This window comes from uncultured Streptococcus sp., from assembly GCF_963518475.1.
Lineage (GTDB): Bacteria > Bacillota > Bacilli > Lactobacillales > Streptococcaceae > Streptococcus.
The window spans coordinates 15,552-41,401 of the sequence record NZ_CAUQJA010000016.1 but is presented as its reverse complement, the minus strand read 5'-3'; the positions used below and the strand labels follow the sequence as shown (position 1 = coordinate 41,401).

The 25,850-nt window shown below is 40.1% G+C and carries 21 protein-coding genes, 1 pseudogene and 1 other annotated feature; of the genes and pseudogenes, 19 read left to right on the top strand and 3 right to left on the bottom strand.

Annotation, left to right across the window (positions count from 1 at the left end):
- From pepF to RYK12_RS07230, 17 genes are all read left to right on the top strand, one after another.
- Positions 1–1,412 (top strand): oligoendopeptidase F (gene pepF, locus RYK12_RS07310; protein WP_314848150.1); only part of this gene is annotated, 1,412 nt, incomplete at its 5' end.
- A 1-nt stretch (position 1,413) separates the two neighbouring features.
- Positions 1,414–2,127: an O-methyltransferase gene (locus tag RYK12_RS07305; protein WP_314848148.1), complete on the top strand. Its 714-nt coding sequence runs from the start codon at positions 1,414–1,416 to the stop codon at positions 2,125–2,127.
- A gap of 66 nt (positions 2,128–2,193) precedes the next feature.
- The gene (gene prsA, locus RYK12_RS07300) at positions 2,194–3,132 is read left to right on the top strand and encodes a peptidylprolyl isomerase PrsA (protein ID WP_314848146.1); all 939 of its coding nucleotides are present in this window, start codon (positions 2,194–2,196) and stop codon (positions 3,130–3,132) included.
- A gap of 160 nt (positions 3,133–3,292) precedes the next feature.
- A complete protein-coding gene (gene ftsW, locus RYK12_RS07295) occupies positions 3,293–4,516 on the top strand; it encodes a cell division peptidoglycan polymerase FtsW (RefSeq protein WP_314848144.1) in 1,224 nt (407 codons plus the stop codon).
- 24 nt (positions 4,517–4,540) lie between these two features.
- Positions 4,541–7,237 carry a phosphoenolpyruvate carboxylase gene (gene ppc, locus RYK12_RS07290; RefSeq protein WP_219966562.1) on the top strand — a complete coding sequence of 899 codons (2,697 nt, stop codon included), beginning with the start codon at positions 4,541–4,543 and terminating at the stop codon, positions 7,235–7,237.
- A gap of 96 nt (positions 7,238–7,333) precedes the next feature.
- Positions 7,334–7,551 (top strand) — a binding site (T-box leader).
- A gap of 111 nt (positions 7,552–7,662) precedes the next feature.
- On the top strand, positions 7,663–8,658 hold the full coding sequence (trpX, locus tag RYK12_RS07285; protein WP_000792150.1) for a tryptophan ABC transporter substrate-binding protein: 996 nt from the start codon (positions 7,663–7,665) through the stop codon (positions 8,656–8,658).
- Positions 8,659–8,733: 75 nt separating this feature from the next.
- The gene (locus RYK12_RS07280; RefSeq protein ID WP_153219592.1) at positions 8,734–9,600 is read left to right on the top strand and encodes an ABC transporter permease; all 867 of its coding nucleotides are present in this window, start codon (positions 8,734–8,736) and stop codon (positions 9,598–9,600) included.
- Positions 9,597–10,355 carry an ABC transporter ATP-binding protein gene (locus RYK12_RS07275; protein ID WP_173307001.1) on the top strand — a complete coding sequence of 253 codons (759 nt, stop codon included), beginning with the start codon at positions 9,597–9,599 and terminating at the stop codon, positions 10,353–10,355. Before RYK12_RS07280 ends, RYK12_RS07275 begins: the two co-directional genes overlap by 4 nt.
- Before the next feature lie 89 nt (positions 10,356–10,444).
- Positions 10,445–12,205, top strand: coding sequence for a DNA primase (gene dnaG, locus RYK12_RS07270; RefSeq protein ID WP_314848138.1), 1,761 nt, complete (start codon positions 10,445–10,447; stop codon positions 12,203–12,205).
- Between the two features lie 2 nt (positions 12,206–12,207).
- Positions 12,208–13,317, top strand: a complete 1,110-nt coding sequence (gene rpoD / locus RYK12_RS07265; protein WP_000201905.1) for an RNA polymerase sigma factor RpoD — start codon at positions 12,208–12,210, stop codon at positions 13,315–13,317.
- Positions 13,318–13,330: 13 nt separating this feature from the next.
- Positions 13,331–13,660, top strand: a complete 330-nt coding sequence (locus RYK12_RS07260; RefSeq protein ID WP_000331929.1) for a metal-sulfur cluster assembly factor — start codon at positions 13,331–13,333, stop codon at positions 13,658–13,660.
- Between the two features lie 114 nt (positions 13,661–13,774).
- Complete coding sequence (gene cpoA / locus RYK12_RS07255; RefSeq protein ID WP_314848135.1) at positions 13,775–14,818, top strand: alpha-galactosylglucosyldiacylglycerol synthase; 1,044 nt, start codon at positions 13,775–13,777, stop codon at positions 14,816–14,818.
- A gap of 15 nt (positions 14,819–14,833) precedes the next feature.
- Positions 14,834–16,159, top strand: coding sequence for a glycosyltransferase family 4 protein (locus tag RYK12_RS07250; protein WP_314848132.1), 1,326 nt, complete (start codon positions 14,834–14,836; stop codon positions 16,157–16,159).
- A 14-nt stretch (positions 16,160–16,173) separates the two neighbouring features.
- Positions 16,174–16,365, top strand: a complete 192-nt coding sequence (locus tag RYK12_RS07245; protein WP_314848130.1) for a PspC domain-containing protein — start codon at positions 16,174–16,176, stop codon at positions 16,363–16,365.
- A 58-nt stretch (positions 16,366–16,423) separates the two neighbouring features.
- Entirely contained in the window at positions 16,424–16,558 is a 135-nt protein-coding gene (locus RYK12_RS07240; protein WP_314848126.1) for a DUF4044 domain-containing protein, read from the top strand.
- Positions 16,559–16,621: 63 nt separating this feature from the next.
- Positions 16,622–17,932, top strand: coding sequence for a GTPase ObgE (gene obgE, locus RYK12_RS07235; protein ID WP_004248745.1), 1,311 nt, complete (start codon positions 16,622–16,624; stop codon positions 17,930–17,932).
- 9 nt (positions 17,933–17,941) lie between these two features.
- Positions 17,942–18,100, top strand: coding sequence for a hypothetical protein (locus RYK12_RS07230; RefSeq protein ID WP_001808548.1), 159 nt, complete (start codon positions 17,942–17,944; stop codon positions 18,098–18,100).
- 44 nt (positions 18,101–18,144) lie between these two features.
- On the opposite strand, the gene RYK12_RS07225 is transcribed toward RYK12_RS07230, so the two are convergent.
- The 3 genes and pseudogenes from RYK12_RS07225 to RYK12_RS07215 form a co-directional block, all read right to left on the bottom strand.
- Complete coding sequence (locus RYK12_RS07225; protein ID WP_125443823.1) at positions 18,145–18,615, bottom strand: arginine repressor; 471 nt, start codon at positions 18,613–18,615, stop codon at positions 18,145–18,147.
- Positions 18,612–18,912 (bottom strand): annotated as a pseudogene (locus RYK12_RS07220) (Xaa-Pro dipeptidyl-peptidase); the annotation flags it as partial. The gene RYK12_RS07225 and the pseudogene RYK12_RS07220, both read right to left, overlap by 4 nt.
- Positions 18,913–19,086: 174 nt before the next feature.
- Positions 19,087–21,369, bottom strand: coding sequence for a Xaa-Pro dipeptidyl-peptidase (locus tag RYK12_RS07215; protein WP_314848114.1), 2,283 nt, complete (start codon positions 21,367–21,369; stop codon positions 19,087–19,089).
- 288 nt (positions 21,370–21,657) lie between these two features.
- Here RYK12_RS07215 and RYK12_RS07210 point away from each other — a divergent pair, with 288 nt between their 5' ends.
- Both RYK12_RS07210 and pfkA read left to right on the top strand, forming a co-directional pair.
- Positions 21,658–24,759 (top strand): DNA polymerase III subunit alpha, encoded by a 3,102-nt coding sequence (locus RYK12_RS07210; RefSeq protein ID WP_314848112.1) that lies wholly within the window; start codon positions 21,658–21,660, stop codon positions 24,757–24,759.
- Between the two features lie 80 nt (positions 24,760–24,839).
- Positions 24,840–25,847, top strand: coding sequence for a 6-phosphofructokinase (gene pfkA / locus RYK12_RS07205; RefSeq protein ID WP_000820863.1), 1,008 nt, complete (start codon positions 24,840–24,842; stop codon positions 25,845–25,847).
- The last annotated feature ends 3 nt before the right edge of the window (positions 25,848–25,850 follow it).

Genomic DNA, 25,850 nt, shown 5'->3' with positions numbered 1-25,850 from the left:
TGCAGGTTTATCAACACTATTTTGACAAGCTTTTGCAAGGCAAGGATCACGTTCTCTCACAACGTGAAGAAGAATTATTGGCTGGAGCTGGAGAAATCTTTGGTTCGGCGAGTGAAACCTTCGCTATCTTGGACAATGCGGATATTGTGTTCCCTTATGTCCTCGACGATGATGGTAAGGAAGTTCAGCTATCTCATGGGACTTACACACGTCTGATGGAGTCTAAAAATCGTGAGGTGCGCCGTGGTGCCTATCAAGCCCTTTATGCGACTTACGAACAATTCCAACACACCTATGCCAAAACCTTGCAGACAAATGTTAAGGTGCAAAACTACCGTGCCAAGGTTCGTAACTACCAGAGTGCTCGTCATGCAGCCCTAGCAGCAAATTTTGTTCCAGAGAGTGTTTATGACAATCTAGTAGCAGCAGTTCGCAAGCACTTGCCACTCTTACATCGTTACCTTGAGCTTCGTTCAAAAATCTTGGGAATTTCAGACCTCAAGATGTACGATGTCTACACACCGCTTTCATCTGTTGAATACAGTTTCACCTACCAAGAAGCCTTGAAAAAGGCAGAAGAGGCCTTGGCAGTCTTGGGTGAGGATTACTTGAGCCGTGTTAAACGTGCCTTCAGCGAGCGTTGGATTGATGTTTACGAAAATCAAGGCAAGCGTTCAGGTGCCTATTCTGGTGGTTCTTACGATACCAATGCCTTTATGCTCCTTAACTGGCAGGACAATCTAGACAATCTCTTTACCCTTGTCCATGAAACAGGTCACAGTATGCACTCAAGCTATACTCGTGAAACGCAGCCTTATGTTTACGGAGATTATTCTATCTTCTTGGCTGAGATTGCTTCAACTACCAATGAAAATATCTTGACGGAGAAATTATTGGAAGAAGTGGAAGACGATGCAACGCGCTTTGCTATTCTCAATAACTTCTTAGATGGTTTCCGTGGAACAGTTTTCCGTCAAACTCAATTTGCTGAGTTTGAACACGCTATCCACCAAGCGGACCAAAATGGAGAAGTCTTGACAAGCGATTTCCTAAATAAACTCTACGCAGACTTGAACCAGGAGTATTATGGTTTGAGTAAGGAAGACAATCCTGAAATCCAATACGAGTGGGCTCGCATTCCACACTTCTACTATAACTACTATGTATATCAATATTCAACTGGTTTTGCAGCAGCCTCAGCCTTGGCTGAAAAGATTGTTCATGGTAGTCAAGAAGACCGTGACCGCTATATCGACTACCTCAAGGCAGGCAAATCTGACTATCCACTTAATGTCATGAGAAAAGCTGGTGTTGATATGGAGAAGGAAGACTACCTCAACGATGCCTTTGCAGTCTTTGAACGTCGTTTAAATGAGTTTGAAGCTCTTGTTGAAAAATTAGGATTAGCATAAGATGGTTGAATCGTATAGTAAAAACGCCAACCATAATATGCGTCGTCCTGTTGTCAAGGAAGAAATTGTGGACTTGATGCGCCAGCGTCAAAAGCAAGTCACAGGTTCCTTGAAAGAATTGGAAAACTTTGCTCGCAAGGAAAATATTCCCATCATTCCTCATGAAACGGTTGCTTTCTTCCGTTTTCTCATGGAAACCATGCAACCTAAAAACATTCTGGAAATTGGGACGGCTATCGGTTTTTCAGCCCTCTTGATGGCAGAACATGCGCCAAATTCCAAGATTACAACCATTGACCGCAATCCAGAAATGATTGGTTTTGCCAAGGAAAATTTTGCTCAATTTGACAGTCGCAAGCAAATTACTCTCCTAGAAGGAGATGCGGTAGATGTCTTATCAACCTTGACAGAGTCCTATGATTTTGTCTTTATGGATTCTGCCAAGTCTAAATATATCGTCTTTCTGCCAGAAATCCTCAAACATTTGGAAGTTGGTGGTGTGGTTGTCTTGGATGATATTTTCCAAGGTGGTGATGTTGCCAAGGATATAATGGAAGTCCGTCGAGGTCAGCGAACTATTTACAGAGGACTTCAAAGACTATTTGACGCAACCTTAGATAATCCAGGACTCACCGCAACACTAGTTCCTCTGGGAGACGGCATTCTTATGCTTCGTAAAAATGTAGCAGATGTTCAATTGCCTGACAGCGAATAATTTTCAGAAAAATTTAAGAAAATATAGTAAAATAGATAGGGTAACACTTATCTCAAAGGAGTAGACATGAAGAAAAAATTATTGGCAGGTGCCATTACACTATTATCAGTAGCAACTTTAGCAGCTTGTTCGAAAGGTTCAGAAGGGGCAGACCTTATCAGCATGAAAGGGGATGTCATTACAGAACATCAATTTTATGAGCAAGTGAAAAGCAACCCTTCAGCCCAACAAGTGTTGTTGAACTTGACCATCCAAAAAGTGTTTGAGAAACAATACGGTTCAGAAGTAGATGACAAAGAAGTCAATGACACGATTGCAGAAGAAGAAAAACAATATGGTGAGAACTACCAACGTGTTTTGTCACAAGCAGGAATGACGCTTGAAACACGTAAGGCTCAAATTCGTACAAGTAAATTAGTTGAGTTGGCAGTTAAGAAAGCAGCAGAAGCTGAATTGACAGATGATGCCTATAAGAAAGCCTTTGATGAATACACTCCAGATGTAACTGCGCAAATCATTCGTTTGGACAATGAGGACAAGGCTAAAGAAATTCTTGAAAAAGCAAAAGCTAGTGATGCAGACTTTGCTCAATTAGCTAAAGATAACTCAACTGATGAAAAAACCAAAGCGAACGGTGGAGAAATCACCTTTGATTCAGCTTCAACAGAAGTACCAGATCAAGTTAAGAAAGCAGCTTTCGCTTTAGAAGTGAATGGGGTTTCTGATGTGATTAGTGTTACTGGAACACAAGCCTACAGCAGCCAATATTACATTGTAAAACTCACTAAGAAAACAGAAAAATCATCTAATATTGATGACTATAAAGAAAAATTAAAAACTGTTATCTTAACTCAAAAACAAAATGATGCATCATTTGTTCAAAGCATTATCGGAAAAGAATTGCAAGCAGCTAATATCAAGGTTAAAGATCAAGCCTTCCAAAATATCTTCACTCAATATATCGGTGGTGGAGATTCAAGCTCAAGCAGTTCTTCAAAAGAATAAAACAGAAAAGAGCCAAGTGCTCTTTTTCTTATGAGAAAATCTTCTATCTGAAGGGTAAGAGTTTTTTTCTTTCGGAAAAAATGGTATAATAGCAATCAAAACTAGAAAATAAACGGAATTTGGGAATAATTTCTTTTGTTCTCATTAGATTGGTGATACTATGAAGATTAGTAAGAGGCACCTATTAAACTATTCTATCCTAGTTCCTTACTTACTTTTATCTATTTTGGGCTTGATTGTAGTCTATTCTACAACCAGTGCCATTCTAATCGAAGAAGGTAAAAGTGCCCTGCAATTGGTTCGAAGTCAGGGAATGTTTTGGGTATTTAGTTTAATATTGATTGCCTTGATATATAAGCTGAAACTGAATTTTTTAAGAAAAGAACGACTTTTATTTATTGTTATGTTTGTTGAGCTGATTCTTTTGGCTCTGGCTCGCTTAATTGGTACACCAGTCAATGGAGCCTATGGTTGGATTTCAGTAGGACCTTTGACCATTCAGCCAGCTGAGTATTTGAAGATTATCATCGTCTGGTACTTGGCTCAGCGTTTTTCAAAACAACAGGATGAAATTGGTATTTACGATTTCCAAGTTTTAACTCAAAATCAATGGATTCCTCGTGCTTTTAATGATTGGCGCTTTGTCCTCTTGGTAATGATAGGAAGTTTGGCTATTTTCCCAGATTTGGGAAATGCTACGATCTTAGCTTTGGTAGCCTTGATTATGTATACAGTTAGTGGAATTGCTCATCGTTGGTTTATAGCATTTATTGGTGTATTGTTTGGAGTTTCAGCCCTATCCTTATCAGCTATTTCTATGATTGGGGTTGAAAAGTTTTCAAAAGTTCCAGTATTTGGTTACGTTGCCAAGCGTTTCAGTGCCTACTTTAATCCCTTTGCCGATTTGGCAGGAGCTGGCCACCAACTTGCAAATTCTTACTTTGCCATGGTAAATGGTGGATGGTTTGGACTAGGCTTAGGAAATTCAATCGAAAAACGAGGCTATTTACCAGAGGCCCATACAGACTTTGTATTTTCAATTGTCATTGAAGAGTTTGGATTTGTGGGAGCCAGCTTGATTTTAGCACTTGTCTTTTTCCTTATTTTGCGAATTATCCTAGTCGGTATTCGTGCTAAGAATCCCTTTAATTCTATGATGGCGATTGGGGTTGGTGGTATGATGTTGGTCCAGGTCTTTGTCAATATCGGTGGAATTTCTGGTATTATTCCTTCAACGGGAGTTACCTTCCCCTTCTTATCGCAAGGAGGGAATAGTCTTCTGGTCTTGTCTGTAGCCATCGCCTTTGTCTTAAATATTGATGCAAGTGAAAAACGTGCCCAATTGTATGAGGAGTTAGAAGCTCACTCATCAAACTATATGTAGAGCTGAGAGTGGAAAGGATTACCTATGTCTCTTCAAAAATTAGAAAACTATAGTAATAAAGCTGTCGTGCAAGAAGAAGTATTGATTTTAACAGAATTGTTAGAAGATATCACTAAAAATATGCTTGCCCCAGAGACTTTTGAAAAAATCATGGAGTTGAAAGAATTATCAACTCAAGAAGATTATCAAGGCTTGAACCAATTGGTTACTAGTCTGACAAATGATGAAATGGCTTATATTTCACGCTATTTCTCTATCTTGCCTCTCTTGATTAATATTTCAGAAGACGTGGATTTGGCCTATGAAATCAACCACCAAAATAATATTGATCAAGATTATCTTGGAAAATTATCAGCAACAATCAAAATGGTTGCAGAAAAAGAAAATGCGGTTGAAATTCTAGAACACTTGAATGTTGTCCCTGTTTTGACAGCCCATCCAACACAAGTGCAACGTAAGAGTATGTTGGATTTGACCAATCATATCCATACCCTCTTGCGTAAGTATCGTGATGTGAAATTAGGTTTGATTAATAAGGAAAAATGGCATAATGATCTCCGTCGTTACATTGAGATTATCATGCAGACAGACATGATTCGTGAAAAGAAATTGAAAGTAACCAATGAAATCACGAATGTTATGGAATACTACAATAGTTCATTCCTGAAGGCTGTTCCTCATTTGACTGCTGAGTACAAGCGTCTGGCTAAAAAACATGGCTTGGAGTTGAAACATCCTAAACCAATTACCATGGGAATGTGGATTGGTGGAGACCGTGATGGGAATCCTTTTGTTACAGCAGATACCTTGAAACAATCTGCTATGACCCAGTGTGAAGTCATCATGAACTACTATGATGAAAAGATTTACCAACTTTATCGTGAATTCTCTCTCTCAACCAGTATTGTCAATGTGAGTAAGCAAGTCAGAGAAATGGCTCGTCAATCCAAGGATAACTCGATTTATCGTGAAAAAGAACTTTACCGCCGTGCCTTGTTTGATATTCAATCAAAAATCCAAGCAACAAAAACCTATCTGATTGAGGATAAGGAAGTTGGGGCTCGCTATGAAACAGCTAATGATTTTTATAAAGATTTAATTACCATCCGTGATTCCCTCTTGGAAAACAAGGGTGAAGCACTGATTTCTGGTGATTTTGTTGAGCTGATTCAGGCAGTTGAAATTTTTGGTTTCTATTTGGCATCTATTGACATGCGTCAAGATTCTAGTGTTCATGAAGCCTGTGTAGCTGAACTCTTGAAATCAGCAGGTATTCATTCTCATTATAGCGAACTAAGTGAAGAAGAAAAATGCCAGCTTCTTTTGAAAGAATTAGAAGAAGATCCACGTATTCTTTCTGCCACTCACGTTGAAAAATCAGAGTTACTTGAAAAAGAATTAGCAATCTTTAAGGCTGCTCGTAAGTTGAAAGATAAGTTGGGTGATGATGTTATTCGTCAAACCATTATTTCACATGCAACTAGCGTATCAGACATGCTGGAATTGGCTATCTTGCTAAAAGAAGTAGGGCTAGTTGATAAAGAAAGAGCCCGTGTCCAAATCGTTCCTCTCTTTGAAACAATCGAGGACTTGGATCACTCAGAAGAAACCATGAGAGAATATCTTTCACTTCCTCTTGCCAAGAAATGGATTGCTTCACGTAATAACTACCAAGAAATCATGCTTGGTTACTCTGATAGTAATAAAGATGGTGGCTACCTATCATCATGTTGGACCCTCTACAAGGCTCAACAACAATTGACTGCTATTGGAGATGAATTTGGCGTTAAGGTTACCTTCTTCCATGGCCGTGGTGGGACTGTCGGTCGTGGTGGTGGACCAACCTATGAAGCCATCACATCTCAACCGCTCAAGTCTATCAAGGATCGTATCCGCTTGACGGAGCAGGGTGAAGTAATTGGGAATAAATACGGTAACAAAGACGCTGCTTACTATAACCTTGAAATGTTAGTATCTGCAGCCATTAACCGTATGATTACGCAGAAGAAGAGCGATACAAATACTTCAAATCGTTATGAAGCTATTATGGACCAAGTAGTGGACCGTAGTTACGATATCTACCGTGATTTGGTCTTTGGTAATGATCATTTCTATGATTATTTCTTCGAGTCAAGTCCAATCAAGGCTATTTCAAGCTTTAACATTGGTTCTCGTCCAGCCGCTCGTAAGACTATTACTGAAATCGGTGGTTTGAGAGCCATCCCTTGGGTCTTCTCATGGTCGCAAAGTCGCGTCATGTTCCCTGGCTGGTATGGGGTTGGTTCAAGCTTCAAGGAATTTATCGATAAAAATCCAGAGAATATCGCTATCCTACGAGATATGTATCAAAATTGGCCTTTCTTCCAATCGCTTCTTTCAAATGTCGACATGGTCTTGTCAAAATCAAATATGAACATTGCTTTTGAATATGCCAAACTGTGTGAGGATGAAGAAGTAAAAGCAATCTATGAGACTATTCTAAATGAATGGCAAGTTACCAAGGAAGTCATCTTGGCTATTGAAGGTTATGATGAACTTTTGGCTGAGAATCCATATCTAAAAGCAAGTTTGGATTACCGTATGCCTTACTTTAATATTCTTAACTATATCCAGTTGGAGTTGATTAAACGTCAACGTCGTGGAGAATTATCAAGCGATCAAGAAAAATTAATCCATACAACCATCAACGGAATTGCGACAGGATTGCGTAATTCAGGCTGATACCTTTCAAACTTCCTCTTTTCAATAGGGGAAGTTTTTGAATAGTTCAAAAAAATGCTAAAAGAGTCTTGACAAGTAGTTGAAAAATGATATAATTTAACCATTCAGAAAAGTAATCATATAAACTTTTTAGAGAGTCTGTGGTAGCTGAAAACAGATAAGTGATGATGATGAAAATTGGGCTGAATGTTATTTAGAATTTGAAATCATAAAAATTCGGTGAGCACACCTTACAGTGCATCTCGTTATTGCGAGACAGAGCGATAGGGAAATTCCCTATAATTGAGGTGGTACCGCGCATCGACGTCCTCACACAAGTTTTTTGTGTGAGGACTTTTTTGATGGAGGTTAGTATGGAAAGAAAACGATGGCGTCGCTTGTTTAGATAAGTGAAGTATTTTAAAGGAATAAAAAGGAGAAATAGAATGAAAAATAAACGTTTAATTGGAATTATCGCTGCATTAGCAGTCTTAGTAGCAGGAAGCTTGATTTATTCTTCAATGAATAAACCAGAAGCTAAGAATGAGAAGAAAGTTGCCAAAGTTGGTGTTCTTCAGTTTGTGAGCCATCCATCTCTTGATTTGATTTATAAAGGGATCCAAGATGGACTTGCAGAAGAAGGATATAAAGATGATCAAGTTAAAATCGATTTTATGAACTCAGAAGGTGACCAAAGTAAGGTTGCGACAATGAGTAAACAATTGGTTGCAAATGGGAATGACCTTGTGGTTGGTATTGCGACACCAGCTGCTCAAGGTTTGGCTAGTGCCACAAAAGACCTACCAGTTATCATGGCCGCTATTACAGACCCAATCGGAGCTAACTTGGTCAAAGATTTGAAAAAACCAGGTGGCAACATTACAGGGGTATCTGACCACAACCCAGCTCAACAACAAGTTGAACTCATCAAAGCTTTGACACCAAATGTGAAAACAATCGGAGCTCTTTATTCAAGCAGCGAAGACAATTCAAAAACACAGGTAGAAGAATTTAAGGCTTATGCTGAAAAAGCAGGTTTGACAGTCGAAACATTTGCAGTTCCTTCAACAAATGAAATTGCTTCAACAGTTAACGTTATGACTAGCAAGGTTGATGCTATCTGGGTTCCAATCGATAACACAATCGCATCAGCATTTTCAACTGTTGTATCAAGCAACCAATCAGCTAAAAAACCAATCTACCCAAGTGCAACTGCCATGGTAGAAGCAGGTGGTTTGGCATCAGTTGTAGTTGACCAACATGATCTTGGTGTGGCAACAGGTAAAATGATTGCGCAAGTCTTGAAAGGTGCAAAACCAGCCGATACTCCAGTCAATGTCTTTTCAACTGGTAAGTCAGTAATCAACAAAAAATTGGCACAAGAACTAGGTATTACGATTCCTGAATCTGTTCTAAAAGAAGCAGGACAAGTGATTGAATAATCTACAATGGAGGAGTTGGGGACATCTCCTCCAATTTTTTACAATAGAAAGCATATAGAAAAGGTTAAGAAACAGATGATACTATCTATTATTTCTCAAGGATTTGTCTGGGCTATTTTAGGTCTGGGGATCTTTATGACATTTAGGATTTTAAACTTTCCAGATATGACAACAGAAGGTTCCTTCCCTCTTGGGGGAGCTGTTGCTGTCACTCTGATAACGAAAGGTGTGAACCCATTTTTAGCGACTCTTGTTGCTGTAGGAGCAGGTTGTTTGGCTGGAATGGCAGCAGGACTTCTTTATACAAAAGGAAAGATCCCAACCTTGCTCTCAGGGATTTTGGTGATGACTTCCTGTCACTCTATCATGCTCTTAATTATGGGACGCGCCAATTTAGGCCTGCTTGGAACCAAGCAAATTCAGGATGTTTTGCCTTTTGATTCGGATTTGAATCAACTCTTGACAGGTCTCATCTTTGTCAGTCTTGTTATTGTTCTCATGCTCTTTTTCTTGGACACCAAACTCGGACAAGCCTATATTGCTACAGGTGACAATCCTGATATGGCTAGAAGTTTCGGGATTCATACTGGACGCATGGAGCTCATGGGCTTGGTCTTATCAAATGGTGTGATTGCCCTTGCAGGTGCCCTCATTGCCCAGCAAGAAGGGTATGCCGATGTATCTCGAGGAATCGGGGTTATCGTTGTGGGACTTGCAAGTTTGATTATTGGAGAAGTTATCTTCAAGAGTTTGAGTTTGGCAGAACGTCTGGTTGCCATCGTTGTCGGGTCTATCGCTTATCAATTCTTAGTGTGGGCAGTTATTGCGCTTGGCTTTAATACAAGTTACCTTCGTTTATACAGTGCCTTGATTTTAGCAGTCTGCCTCATGATTCCAACATTTAAGCAAACCATCTTGAAAGGAGCCAAGTTAAGCAAATGACAGCAATTGTAGAATTAAAAAATGCAACCAAAATCGTTAAAAATGGCTTTGATGAAGAAAAGATTATTTTAAATGATGTTTCCTTAGAAATTTTTGAACAGGATTTTATCACGATTTTAGGTGGAAATGGTGCTGGGAAATCAACTCTCTTTAACACTATTGCAGGAACCTTGTCATTAACCAGTGGAACCATCCGTATTTTGGGTGAAGATGTTACCAAGTTTTCACCAGAGAAGCGGGCTAAGTATCTGTCTCGAGTTTTCCAAGATCCTAAGATGGGGACAGCTCCCCGTATGACAGTAGCTGAAAATCTTTTGATTGCCAAGTTTCGTGGTGAAAAACGAGGACTGTTTCCGAGACGACTGGCTAGCTACAAGGATGAATTTCAAGCGACCATTGAAAAAGTAGGAAATGGTCTTGAGAAACACTTGAATACACCGATTGAGTTCTTATCAGGTGGTCAAAGACAGGCCTTGAGTCTCTTGATGGCAACCTTGAAGCGTCCTGAATTACTCTTGTTAGACGAGCATACTGCAGCCCTTGATCCAAAGACCAGTGTGGCCTTGATGGAATTGACGGATGAATTTGTCAAGAAAGATCAGCTGACAGCGCTTATGATTACCCACCATATGGAAGATGCTCTCAAATATGGCAATCGTTTAATTGTCATGAAAGAAGGACGAATTATCCAAGATTTGAACCAAGAAGAAAAAGCAAAAATGAAAATCTCTGATTATTATCAACTCTTTGAATAAAGTAGGGAAAATGAGTGAAATGGTTTACTTTTTTTCTGAAATAAAGTATACTATATAAAGTAAACTATGATAACATGGAGGTATTGTGTATGGTTGACAAACAAGTCATTGAAGAAATCAAAAACAATGCCAACATTGTGGAAGTCATAGGAGATGTGATTTCTTTACAAAAGGCAGGACGGAACTATCTAGGGCTCTGTCCTTTTCATGGTGAAAAAACACCTTCTTTCAACGTTGTAGAGGACAAGCAGTTTTACCACTGTTTTGGTTGTGGGCGCTCAGGTGATGTCTTTAAGTTCATAGAGGAGTACCAAGGGGTTCCCTTTATGGAGGCTGTCCAAATCTTAGGTCAGCGTGTTGGGATAGAGGTGGAAAAACCGCTTTATAGTGAGCAGAAGCCAGCTTCACCCCACCAAGCTCTTTATGATATGCATGAAGATGCTGCCAAATTTTATCATGCTATTCTCATGACAACAACCATGGGGGAGGAGGCCAGAAACTACCTTTATCAGCGTGGTTTGACAGATGAAGTGCTCAAGCATTTTCGGATTGGTTTGGCACCCCCAGAGCGAAACTATCTCTATCAACGTTTGTCTGCTCAGTATCGTGAAGAGGATTTCCTAGATTCAGGACTGTTTTATCTCTCGGATGCTAATCAATTTGTAGATACCTTTCACAATCGCATTATGTTTCCCCTGACAAATGACCAAGGAAAGGTTATTGCCTTCTCAGGTCGTATCTGGCAGAAAACGGATTCACAAACTTCTAAGTATAAAAATAGCCGATCGACTGCAATTTTTAACAAAAGTTACGAATTATATCATATGGATAGGGCTAAAAAATCTTCTGGAAAAGCCAGTGAGATTTATCTGATGGAAGGATTCATGGATGTCATTGCAGCCTATCGGGCTGGAATCGAAAACGCTGTCGCATCTATGGGAACAGCCTTGAGTCGAGAGCATGTTGAGCATCTGAAAAGGCTAACGAAGAAGTTGGTTCTTGTTTATGATGGTGATAAGGCTGGGCAAGCTGCGACATTGAAAGCGCTGGACGAAATTGGTGATATGCCTGTGCAGATCATCAGCATGCCTGATAACTTGGATCCAGATGACTATCTACAAAAAAATGGACCAGAAGACTTGGCCTATTTATTAACGAAAACTCGTATTAGTCCGATTGAGTTCTACATTCACCAGTACAAACCTGAAAATAGTGAAAATCTGCAGGCTCAGATTGAGTTTATTGAAAAAATAGCTCCCTTGATTGTTCAAGAAAAGTCTATCACTGCTCAAAACAGTTATATTCATATTTTAGCTGACAGTTTGGCGTCCTTTGATTACGCCCAGATTGAGCAGATTGTGAATGAGAGTCGTCAGGCGCAAAGGCAGAATCGCATGGAAGGAATTTCCAGACCGACGCCAATCACTATGCCTGTCACCAAGCAGTTATCGGCTATTATGAGGGCAGAAGCCCATCTACTTTATCGAATGATGGAATCCCCTCTTGTTTTGAATGATTACCGCTTGCGAGAAGACTTTGCATTTGATACACCTGAATTTCAGGTCTTATATGGCTTGCTTGGCCAGTATGGAAATCTTCCTCCAGAAGTTCTAGCAGAACAGACAGAGGAAGTTGAAAGAGCTTGGTACCAAGTTTTAGGTCAGGATTTGCCTGCTGAGATGTCACCGCAGGAACTAAGTGAAGTAGAAATGACTCGAAACAAGGCTCTCTTGAATCAGGACAATATGAGAATCAAAAAGAAGGTGCAGGAAGCTAGCCATGTAGGAGATACAGACACAGCCCTAGAAGAATTGGAACGTTTAATTTCCCAAAAGAGAAGAATGGAGTAATAATGGCAACAAAACAAAAAGAAGTAACAACATTTGACGTACAAGTAGCAGAATTTATCCGTAATCATAAACAAAAAGGGACAGCAACAGACGATGAAATCAATGCTAGTCTAGTTGTTCCTTTTACCTTGGATGCTGATGGGATTGAAGATCTCTTGCAACGAATCCAGGATGCAGGAATTTCAATCACAGATAACGAAGGAAATCCAAGTGCGCGTGTTCTTAGTGCAGAAGAAGAACCAGAACTCAGCGATGAGGATTTGATTGGTTCAACTTCTGCTAAGGTCAATGACCCTGTCCGTATGTACTTGAAAGAAATCGGGGTCGTACCTCTTTTGACCAATGAAGAGGAGAAAGAATTGGCACTAGCAGTTGAAGCTGGTGATATCGAAGCCAAACAACGTCTTGCGGAAGCCAACCTTCGTTTGGTTGTTTCCATTGCCAAGCGTTATGTCGGCCGTGGTATGCAGTTCCTTGACTTGATTCAAGAAGGGAACATGGGCTTGATGAAGGCGGTTGACAAGTTTGACTATTCTAAAGGATTCAAGTTCTCAACTTACGCAACTTGGTGGATTCGTCAGGCTATCACTCGTGCTATTGCGGACCAAGCTCGTACCATCCGTATCCCTGTTCACATGGTTGAAACCATTAATAAATTGGTTCGTGAACAACGTAATCTCCTTCAAGAATTGGGACAAGATCCAACGCCAGAACAAATCGCTGAACGTATGGATATGACTCCTGACAAGGTACGTGAAATCTTGAAGATTGCCCAAGAGCCAGTATCGCTTGAAACACCAATCGGTGAAGAGGATGATAGCCACCTTGGGGACTTTATCGAAGATGAAGTGATTGAAAATCCAGTGGACTACACAACTCGTATCGTCTTGCGTGAGCAGCTGGATGAGGTCTTGGATACTCTTACAGACCGTGAAGAAAACGTCTTGCGTCTACGTTTTGGACTAGATGATGGTAAAATGCGGACCCTTGAAGATGTAGGTAAAGTCTTTAATGTAACCCGTGAGCGTATCCGTCAGATTGAAGCCAAGGCTTTGAGAAAACTTCGTCAACCAAGTCGCAGCAAACCGCTTCGTGATTTTATTGAAGACTAATAGTGAGGAAAATATGGCTTATACAGAAGAGCAAATCGAAAACATCAAAACACGCATTTTAACAGCCTTGGAAGAAGTCATCGATCCTGAGTTGGGAATCGATATTGTCAATCTTGGTTTGATCTATGAGATTCGTTTTGACGGTGACACAGGGCAAACAGAGATTGATATGACTTTGACAACTATGGGTTGTCCCCTGGCAGATCTTTTGACGGATCAGATTTATGATGCCATGACAGAGGTTCCAGAAGTAACGGATACTGAGGTCAAATTAGTCTGGTATCCAGCCTGGACGGTTGAAAAAATGAGTCGCTATGCCCGCATTGCCTTAGGCATTAAGTAAATAGATAAAAGAATGTGAGAGACTATTGGAAGAGCGAGGAAATTTCCCCTCTTTTCCTCTAGTCTCTCCTTTCTTTTGCTGATTTTATTCAAAGAAAATGATATAATAGTAGTTATGGAAAAAAAGAAATTACGCATCAATATGTTGAGTTCAAGTGAGAAAGTAGCAGGACAAGGCGTTTCAGGTGCCTACCGTGAATTAGTTCGTCTTCTTCACCGTGATGCCAAGGACCAACTGATTGTTACTGAAAATCTTCCAATCGAGGCAGATGTGACTCACTTTCATACGATTGATTTCCCCTATTATTTATCTACATTCCAAAAGAAACGCTCAGGGAGAAAAATAGGCTATGTGCATTTCTTGCCTGATACACTTGAGGGGAGTTTAAAAATTCCATTTTTCTTAAAGGGAATTGTTAAACGCTATGTATTTTCTTTTTACAACCGGATGGAGCACTTGGTTGTGGTCAATCCTATGTTTATTGAGGATTTGGTGGCAGCTGGTATTCCACGTGAAAAAGTGACCTATATTCCTAACTTTGTAAACAAGGAAAAATGGCATCCCCTTCCACAAGAAGAGGTAGCGAGACTGCGAACAGATTTAGATCTTAGTGAAAATCAGTTTATCGTAGTAGGTGCTGGGCAAGTTCAGAAACGCAAAGGAATTGATGACTTTATCCGTCTGGCTGAGGAATTACCTCACATTACCTTTATCTGGGCGGGTGGTTTCTCTTTTGGTGGCATGACAGATGGTTATGAACGCTATAAGAAAATTATGGAAAATCCCCCTAAAAATTTGATTTTTCCAGGTATTGTATCGCCAGAGCGGATGCGCGAATTGTATGCCCTAGCGGATCTTTTCTTGCTTCCTAGTTACAATGAGCTCTTTCCGATGACGATTTTAGAGGCTGCCAGTTGTGAAGCTCCGATTATGTTGCGTGATTTAGATCTTTATAAGGTAATTTTGGAGGGAGATTATCGGGCTACAGCAGATAGAGAAGAGATGAAAGAAGCTATTCTGGAATATCAAGCGAATCCTGCTGCTTTAAAAGATTTGAAAGAAAAAGCTAAGAATATTTCTAGAGAGTATTCTGAAGAGCATCTGTTACAAATCTGGTTGGACTTTTATGAGAAACAAGCCGCTTTAGGGAGAAAGTAAAAAGTGAGGTAATCTATGCGAATTGGTTTATTTACAGATACCTATTTTCCTCAGGTTTCAGGTGTTGCGACCAGTATTCGAACCTTGAAAACAGAACTTGAAAAGCAGGGGCATGCTGTTTTTATCTTTACGACGACAGATAAGGATGTCAATCGCTATGAAGATTGGCAAATTATCCGCATTCCAAGTGTTCCCTTCTTTGCTTTTAAGGATCGCCGCTTTGCCTATCGAGGTTTCAGCAAGGCACTTGAAATTGCCAAACAGTATCAGTTAGATATTATCCATACTCAGACTGAATTTTCTCTTGGCTTGTTGGGGATTTGGATTGCGCGTGAACTGAAAATTCCAGTCATCCATACTTATCACACCCAGTACGAAGACTATGTGCATTATATTGCCAAGGGAATGCTGATTCGTCCTAGTATGGTCAAGTATCTGGTCAGAGGTTTCTTGCATGATGTGGATGGGGTTATTTGTCCGAGTGAGATTGTCCGAGACTTGCTATCTGACTATAAGGTCAAGGTTGAAAAACGGGTCATTCCAACTGGTATTGAATTAGCAAAGTTTGAGCGTCCAGAAATCAAGCAGGAAAATTTGACAGAACTGCGTAGTAAACTAGAGATTCAGGATGATGAACAGATGTTGCTTAGTCTTTCCAGAATTTCCTATGAAAAAAATATTCAAGCAGTACTTGCAGCCTTTGCAGAAGTTCTGAAAGAAGAAGACAAGGTCAAACTGGTGGTAGCTGGGGACGGTCCTTATCTGGATGACCTCAAAGAGCAAGCCAAGAAACTAGAGATTCAAGACTCAGTCATCTTTACTGGCATGATTGCTCCTAGTGAGACGGCTCTTTATTATAAGGCGGCGGATTTCTTCATTTCAGCATCGACAAGTGAGACGCAAGGTTTGACCTACTTGGAAAGCTTGGCTAGTGGAACACCTGTCATTGCACATGGAAATCCTTATCTGGACAATCTTATCAGTGATAAAATGTTTGGAACCTTGTATTACGGTGAACATGATTTAGCTGGAGCTATTTTAGAAGCCCTGATTGCAACGCCAGACATGAATGAGCATGCCTTGTCAGCAAAATTGTATGAGATTTCAGCTGAAAACTTTGGAAAACGGGTACATGAGTTTTATCTGGATGCCATAATTTCAAATAACTTCCAGAAAGATTTGGCTAAAGATGATACGGTCAGTCAGCGTATCTTTAAGACAGTTTTGTATCTACCGCAACAGGTGGTTGCTGTGCCGGTAAAAGGCTCTAGACGCATGCTGAAGGCTTCAAAAACACAGTTAATCAGCATAAGAGATTATTGGAAAGACCATGAAGAATAGAAAGAGGAACAGCTATGAAAAAACAATTGATGAGAAGTGGTAGTGATCAAAAAATTGCTGGAGTATGTGCTGGAGTGGCAAATTATTTTGATATTGATCCGACTATTGTTCGTGTAATATGGGGTGTTCTTGCTTTTTGTTATGGGGCAGGAGTTGTAGCTTATATCATTTTATGGATTATTGCACCTGTATCAACTGACTATTGAAAACTAGCTCAATTCATGCTAAGATAATAGAAAATAGAATGTAATGAAGGAGAGAAAAATGGCATTTGGAGATAATGGAAATCGTAAAAAAACTATGTTTGAGAAAATAACCTTGTTTATCGTGATTATCATGCTATTAGCAAGTTTATTGGGAATTTTTGCAACTGCAATTGGTGCCCTCAGTAATCTATAAAATAGGTTCAAGAAAATTTTGTGACTGGGATTTCCCAGCCCTTTTTTAAAGTGAGAAGAAAAAATGAGTATGTTTTTAGATACAGCCAAGATTAAGGTCAAGGCTGGAAATGGTGGCGATGGTATGGTTGCCTTTCGTCGTGAAAAATATGTCCCTAATGGCGGTCCTTGGGGTGGTGATGGTGGTCGTGGAGGCAATGTGGTCTTCGTTGTAGACGAAGGACTACGTACCTTGATGGATTTCCGATACAATCGTCATTTCAAGGCGGATTCTGGTGAAAAAGGAATGACCAAAGGGATGCATGGTCGTGGTGCAGAGGACCTTAGAGTTCGAGTGCCACAAGGTACGACTGTTCGTGATGCAGAGACTGGCAAGGTCTTAACAGATTTGATTGAACACGGGCAAGAATTTATCGTTGCCCACGGTGGTCGTGGTGGACGTGGAAATATCCGCTTTGCGACACCAAAAAATCCTGCACCGGAAATCTCTGAAAATGGAGAACCAGGTCAGGAGCGTGAGTTACAATTGGAACTAAAAATCTTGGCAGATGTTGGTTTAGTTGGCTTCCCATCTGTTGGGAAATCAACCCTTTTAAGTGTTATTACATCGGCTAAACCTAAAATTGGTGCCTACCACTTTACCACTATCGTGCCAAATCTGGGTATGGTTCGTACCCAATCAGGTGAATCCTTTGCAGTAGCGGACTTGCCAGGTTTGATTGAAGGGGCTAGTCAAGGTGTCGGGTTGGGGACTCAGTTCCTCCGCCACATTGAGCGTACACGTGTCATCCTCCATATCATTGATATGTCAGCTAGTGAAGGCCGTGATCCATATGAGGATTATCTAGCTATCAATAAGGAGTTGGAGTCATACAATCTTCGCCTCATGGAGCGTCCACAGATTATCGTAGCCAATAAGATGGATATGCCTGAGAGTCAGGAAAATCTTAAAGAATTTAAGAAAAAATTGGCTGAAAACTATGACGAATTTGAAGAGTTACCAGCTATCTTCCCGATTTCTGGTTTGACCAAGCAAGGTCTGGCAACGCTCTTGGATGCTACAGCTGAATTGCTAGACAAAACACCAGAATTCTTGCTCTATGACGAGTCAGATATGGAAGAAGAAGCATACTACGGCTTTGACGAGGAAGAAAAGGCCTTTGAAATTAGTCGTGATGACGATGCGACATGGGTACTTTCTGGTGAAAAACTCATGAAACTCTTCAATATGACCAACTTTGATCGTGACGAATCAGTCATGAAATTTGCTCGCCAGCTTCGTGGTATGGGCGTTGATGAAGCCCTTCGTGCGCGTGGAGCTAAAGATGGTGATTTGGTCCGCATTGGTAAATTTGAGTTTGAATTTGTAGACTAGGAGACTGATATGGGAGATAAACCGATATCTTTCCGAGATGCGGATGGCAATTTTGTTTCCGCCGCAGATGTTTGGAATGAAAAGAAATTGGAAGAACTATTTAATCGTCTCAATCCAAATCGTGCTCTGAGATTAGCACGAACTAAAAAAGAAAATCCATCTCAGTAAAGAATATAAAAGAATTCCGTGCCTCATCAGGACACGGAATTTTGTTATTCTTCAAAGAAAAATGGTGGAGCGAATTTTTTCAGTTCTTCAAAGCATCTTTGGGCAGCTTCTGCATCTTCACAGATGACAAGGCAGACATCATCACCACAGAGAGTAGCGATAGCGTCAGAGAAACTTAAAGCATCAATGATAGAACCAAAGGATTGAGCAAGTCCAGGAAGTGTTTTTAATAGGACTTGGTGTTGAACTGGGCGCATCAAGACAAGAGCATCTTCCATGTAGATTTCGAGACGTTTCTCCCATTTTGAGATAGAGCCTGTATTGAGCACGTAGTAAGAGTTGTCTTCTTCACGTACTTTTGACAGGTTCATATTTTTTATGTCGCGTGAGAGAGTTGCCTGGGTAACTTGAATGTCGTTATCAGCAAGAAGGGCTTGCAACTCAGCCTGTGTATGAATCTTGTTTTTAGTTACAAGAGCTCGTATGAGTTGGTGTCGGTGTTCAGATTTATTCATAAAATATTACTCCTTGTACAAGGTACAGAAAGCGTGGACTGAACGAGAACGTCAGTCGAGTGGTAAGCGGTATTGTCACGTATGATGATTTCAAAGTCAGTAGTATAGAGAACTATACGGAGGAAATCTCCTTCTTTTAACTTGTCACTAGTTGGGTGTAGATGAATTGGGTATCTATCCGTTTATCTACATTGGTGTCCTCTACTAACAGTAAATCATTCAATTAGGGTAGCCTTTTGTCACGACTTGTTGTGAATTTACGATTAATGTCAATTCACAGAGATTGTCCAACATGTGGAGTGGTAGCGAGTGTTATTAATGAGTACATATGTTGGTTAGGGTCTTAGTATCTTTTGTCTAAGCTCCCGTGTAGACCTATCATAAGCCCATATTGGGATTGAAGTTGACCCAAAGTTTATGTTTGTTTCAACTGTTCAAGTGGAAATAGTTCCGTATTGAAATTCTAATATATTATACCTTTTGATAAGGTAGGATAAGTGTAGACTGTTCAAGATCAACAGTCAGGTGGTAAGCGGTATTGTCACGGATTGTGATTTCAAAGTCAGTAGTATAGAGGACTAAACGAAGAGTATCTCCTTCTTTTAACTTGTAAATAGTTGGTTGCAGTTCAAATTGCACATCCATCCATTCATCTGCAGTAATATCCTCTACTAACAGTAAATCATTTCTATTTTGTAAATTGAGGTAGCCTTTTGTCACGACGCGTTGTGCATTTTCACGAAAAGGCAATTCGTTAAGATTTTCCAACATGTAGTAGCGACCGTTGTCAATGGTTCTAGCACTTAATACAGCTGGATAAGGTTGTAGGTATTTCTTCTGTCCAAATTCTAGCAGTTGGGCAGATAAGAGCCCCTTATTTGTACTGGATTTGATACGAAGATTGAGTTGGGCACGACCGTTCAGGTGGAGATCCTTGGTCACAGGAAGGTCAATAGTAATCTGATTGACTTTCCCTTGATAGAGTTCCGTATTGAAGGTCTGGTATGTCTTACCATAACGCTCAAAATCCTTATCTAAATACTGGTTTTGAATAACTTGCTCTTCTTGACCAAGTGAGAATGTTTCAAAGTTATCTTGCTCACCGAAGGTATCAAGTGATAACCAAGTCTGAGGAGCTGTATTATCCTGCCAAATGACAGTAGGGAGTTGAAAATCTGTATCTTCTCCCAGTAATTTCTTAGTCAATAAGGCATTCATGGATTCACGAAAGTCAATGGACTGCCAGTTGTTCATGTACACATGAGCGCCATTATGGAAAAAGAGGTGCTTGTTTATATGAGCTGGAAGAGCATGAAACATCTGGTAAACATGAAGTGGTTTGACATTCCAATCCTGAGAACCATGAGTAAAGACAACCTCTGCTTTTACCTTATGGGCATTGAGCAGATAATTGCGATCATGCCAAAACTGATTATAGTCACCAGATTTGCGATCCAGTTGCACTTTTACTTTTTCTAAGTCAGCTTGGTGAGCCTCATTACCACGGATATAGTCACCAGCCAAGAGATTACGAGAGTAGGTTAGTTCAGCAAGGGAGTCAAAGTCCTCACCTGGATAACCACCTGGGCTAGTCACCAGACCGTTTTCACGGTAGTAGTTGTACCATGAAGAAATGCCAGCCTCGGCAATGATAACCTCTAAACCATCTACACCTGTAGTCGCCAGACCATTGGACATGGTACCTAGATAGGAAAGTCCAGTTGTGGCAACTTTTCCGTTTGACCAGTCAGCTTTGACTTGACGCTGGCGCGTATGGTCAGTAAAGGCACGGCAGCGACCATTGAGCCAGTCAATGACATTTTTATAAGCCTCGATTTGCTGGTAGTCTCCGTTAGTCATGAAACCAGTAGAGTCTTTGGTACCAACACCTGAGACATAGAGATTGGCAAAACCTCGTGGAAGGAAGTAGTCGTTGAGAGTATAGCTAGCGTTGATGTGCGTTAGCTTTTCCTCAGCTTCTGACACAAGCTCAGCTTGACCTTGAGGTTGGACGAGATTTAGTTGAGGTTCCTCTAGCTCAATCTTGTGAGCAGGTTTAACCTCGAGATTGCCCTCCATCTTGTAAAGAGCTTTATCGCTGGCTTTATCATTTGTTCCCTGATGATAGGGACTTGCAGTCATGATAGCAGGGATTTGCCCGTCATAACGAGGACGAATAATGCTGACCTTGACTAAGTCTGGTAGCCCTTTTCGGTCAGTATCGACACGAGTCTCAACGTAAACAACTTCACGAATGACATCATGGCTAGAAAAAGTAGCCAAACTCTTGCCGTTAAAGTAGTGATAGTCATTATCCTCAGGAATAAGACCGTCACTGATAAGTTGGTCGATAAGAGTGTTCCCCTTTTTAGTGCGAGTATTGAGTAAGTGATAGAGATTTTCAATCAAGTCACCATATACAATGGGAAAACCAGTCTCTTTACGAAAAACATCACTGTCTTCAAAGTCAACCAAATAAGAAAAACCTAAAAGTTGAAAGGCTACAGTATAGAAAATATCTGCAGTCAGTTCTTTGTCTGACTGAAAAAATGTCAGTAAGTCAGTTTCTTTATCAACTGCTAAACTGGATAGGGGATAGGTGCTATCTTTGTAATTAAAAAAGAAACGAATAAGAAACGCTTCAAGCGTTTTTTTATTTGTAATATTGACCGGTAAATCGAATCCATACTTTTTTAATTCAAAGATAATTGTATCTCTAGGTAGCGCAAAATAGCTGAATTGATTAAAACGCATAAAACCTCCTATTTATGAAATATATTGAGGTTATTATATCAAAAAATAGAGAGAAAAGAAACTATAAAAATTAACAGAAATTATAATAAATAAAAATAAGTATTTATGAAATAAACATGTAAAATGATAAGCTTAAATACAAAAATATTAGCGATGCTGTTGAAAATCGGGCAAGGATCGTCTAGTCAACTATGATTTGAGTTATCAGATATTAAAGCATCAGTAATACTAATAGAAATTTAAAGAAAATGGTATAATATAGTGAGAACGATAGAGGAGAAGTGTAAATTGATCGCACAACTAGATACAAAAACAGTCTATAGTTTTATGGAGAGCGTCATTTCGATTGACAAGTATGTGAGAGTAGCAAAAGACTATGGATACACTCATCTGGCTATGATGGATATTGACAATCTTTATGGGGCTTTCGACTTTCTAGAGGTTACAAAAAAATACGGCATTCATCCTTTGTTAGGGCTTGAAATGAATGTGCTTGTAGATGACAAGGATGTGAATCTGCGCTTTTTAGCTCTATCTAGTGTGGGCTATCAGCAGTTGATGAAACTTTCAACAGCCAAGATGCAGGGGGAGAAAAGTTGGTCAGTTCTATCTCAGTATCTAGAGGATATTACGGTAATTGTGCCTTATTTTGAAGAACTTGAGTTGTTAAATCTAGGCTGTGATTACTATATAGGGGTTTACCCAGAAACGCTGGCCAGCGAATTTCACCATCCTATTTTGCCATTGTATCGGGTCAATACATTTGAAAGTAAGGATAGAGAAGTTCTTCAAGTATTAACAGCGATTAAAGAAAATATACCGCTCAGAGAAGTTCCCTTGCGTTCGAGACAAGATGTTTTTATATCAGCAAGTTCTTTAGAGAAACTATTCCAAGAACGTTTTCCTCAAGCCTTGGAAAACTTAGAAAAGCTGATTTCAGGTATCTCTTATAACTTGGATACTAGTCTGAAACTGCCTCGTTTTAATCCAGCTAGACCAGCAGTAGAAGAGTTGAGAGAGCGTGCTGAATTGGGGCTTGCTCAGAAGGGGTTGACTAGTAAAGAATATCAAGACCGTCTCGACCAAGAATTGGCTGTTATTCATGATATGGGCTTTGATGATTATTTCTTGGTTGTCTGGGATTTGTTGCGTTTTGGACGTTCGAATGGCTATTATATGGGAATGGGACGAGGTTCTGCAGTTGGTAGCTTGGTTTCCTATGCTTTAGACATTACAGGGATTGACCCAGTAGAGAAAAATCTGATTTTTGAACGCTTCCTCAATCGTGAACGCTATACCATGCCTGATATTGATATTGATATCCCAGATATTTATCGTCCAGATTTTATCAGATATGTTGGTAATAAATATGGCAGTAAACATGCGGCTCAAATCGTTACCTTTTCTACTTTTGGTGCTAAGCAAGCTCTTCGAGATGTCTTAAAACGTTTTGGTGTGCCAGAGTATGAATTATCTGCAATTACCAAGAAAATCAGTTTTCGTGATAATCTTAAGTCAGCCTATGAAGGGAACCTTCAGTTTCGTCAGCAAATTAATAGTAAGTTAGAATACCAAAAAGCCTTTGAAATTGCTTGCAAGATTGAGGGCTATCCAAGACAAACCTCTGTCCATGCAGCTGGTGTTGTGATCAGTGACCAAGATTTGACCAACTACATCCCTCTGAAGCATGGTGATGAAATTCCACTGACTCAGTATGATGCTCATGGAGTTGAAGCAAGTGGACTTTTGAAGATGGATTTCCTGGGATTAAGAAATTTGACCTTTGTCCAGAAGATGCAAGAGTTGCTTGCTGAATCAGAAGGTATTCACCTTAAAATTGAAGAAATCGATTTAGAAGACAACGACACCCTAGCTTTATTTGCCTCTGGTAATACAAAAGGTATCTTTCAATTTGAACAACCTGGTGCTATTCGCCTGCTCAAGCGTGTGCAGCCAGTCTGTTTTGAAGATGTCGTAGCAACTACTTCTCTAAATCGACCAGGTGCAAGTGACTACATCAATAATTTTGTGTCAAGAAAGCATGGGCAGGAAGAAGTGACTGTTCTAGATTCAGCACTGGAGGATATTTTGGCTCCAACTTATGGCATTATGCTCTATCAGGAGCAGGTTATGCAGGTTGCTCAGCGATTTGCTGGATTTAGTCTTGGGAAGGCCGACATTTTGCGTCGAGCTATGGGGAAAAAGGATGCCTCTGCTATGCATGAGATGAGGACTTCCTTTATTCAAGGCTCCATAGAAGCTGGTCATACTGCGGAAAAAGCAGAGCAGGTTTTTGATGTTATGGAGAAGTTTGCAGGTTATGGATTTAACAGGTCACACGCCTACGCCTACTCAGCCTTGGCCTTCCAGTTGGCTTATTTTAAAACACATTATCCAGCCATCTTTTATCAGATTATGTTGAATTCTGCCAACAGTGATTATGTAACAGATGCCTTAGAAGCAGGTTTTGAAGTAGCCCCATTGTCCATCAATACTATTCCCTATCACGATAAAATTGCCAACAAGTCTATCTATCTAGGTTTGAAATCGATTAAGGGGCTCAGCAAGGATTTGGCGCTTTGGATTATCGAACATCGACCCTATTCTAACATTGAAGATTTTTTATCTAAACTACCTGAGAATTATTTGAAACTTCCCTTGCTGGAACCTTTGGTAAAAGTTGGTCTTTTCGATTCATTTGAAAAAAATCGTCAAAAAGTATTCAATAATTTAGCTAATCTATTTGAATTTGTGAAAGTGTTAGGAAGCTTATTTGGAGAGACCATTTATAGTTGGCAAGATTCGGAGGACTGGTCGGAGCAAGAAAAATTCTACATGGAACAAGAGCTTCTAGGAGTAGGCGTGAGCAAACATCCTCTACAAGCTATTGCAAGTAAGGTTATTTATCCGATTACCCCAATTGGAAATTTGTCAGAAAATAGCTACGCTATTATTTTGGTTGAAGTTCAGAAAATAAAAGTAATTCGTACCAAAAAGGGCGAAAACATGGCTTTCTTACAGGTAGATGACAGTAAGAAAAAATTGGATGTTACACTTTTTTCAGATTTATATCGACAGGTTGGACAGGAAGTAAGAGAAGGAGCCTTCTACTATATCAAAGGGAAAGTCCAGTCACGTGACGGTCGTCTGCAAATGATTGCACAAGAAATAAGAGAAGCAGTGGCTGAACGCTTCTGGATTCAGGTGAAGAATCATGACTCGGATCAAGAGATGTCACGTATTTTAGACCAGTATAAAGGCCCAATCCCAGTCATTATCAGGTATGAAGAGGAACAGAGAACAATTGTTTCTCCCAACCATTTTGTAGCTAAATCTGATGAATTAGAAGTGAAATTGGATGAAATCGTTATGAAAACGATTTATCGCTAAAATTACGGAAAATAGAAGAATTTTCAATGTAAATGTGGTATAATCAGTAAGAATGTTAAAAGAAAAAGGAGCATAACCAAATGAAACGTATTGCTGTTTTGACTAGTGGTGGAGACGCCCCTGGTATGAACGCTGCCATCCGAGCAGTTGTTCGTCAAGCAATTTCAGAAGGAATGGAAGTGTTTGGTATCTATGATGGATATGCTGGTATGGTTGCCGGTGAAATTCATCCCCTAGATGCAGCTTCAGTAGGAGACATCATTTCTCGTGGTGGTACTTTCCTTCACTCAGCTCGCTACCCAGAGTTCGCTCAACTTGAAGGGCAACTTAAAGGCATTGAGCAATTGAAAAAACACGGGATTGAAGGTGTAGTTGTTATCGGTGGTGACGGATCTTACCACGGTGCTATGCGTTTGACTGAACATGGCTTCCCAGCTATCGGTCTTCCAGGTACAATCGATAACGATATCGTTGGTACTGACTTTACAATCGGTTTTGATACAGCGGTTACGACTGCTATGGACGCTATCGATAAGATTCGTGATACGTCATCAAGTCACCGTCGTACTTTTGTTATCGAAGTTATGGGACGTAACGCAGGTGATATCGCTCTTTGGGCAGGTATCGCAACTGGTGCTGATGAAATCATCATTCCTGAAGAAGGCTTCAAGATTGAAGATATCGTAGAAAGCATTAAATGTGGTTATGAGTGTGGTAAAAAACACAACATCATCGTCTTGGCAGAAGGTGTGATGTCTGCAGCTGAATTTGGTCAAAAACTAAAAGAAGCTGGGGATACAAGCGACCTTCGTGTGACAGAACTTGGACATATTCAACGTGGTGGTTCTCCAACTGCGCGTGACCGTGTTTTAGCATCACGTATGGGTGCACATGCTGTTAAACTTCTTAAAGAAGGTATCGGTGGTGTTGCGGTTGGTATCCGTAATGAGAAAATGGTTGAAAACCCAATTCTTGGAACTGCAGAAGAAGGAGCATTGTTTAGCCTCACTGCAGATGGTAAGATTGTGGTTAACAACCCACACAAGGCTGACCTTGAGCTATCTAGCTTGAATAAGAGCTTGTCATAATTT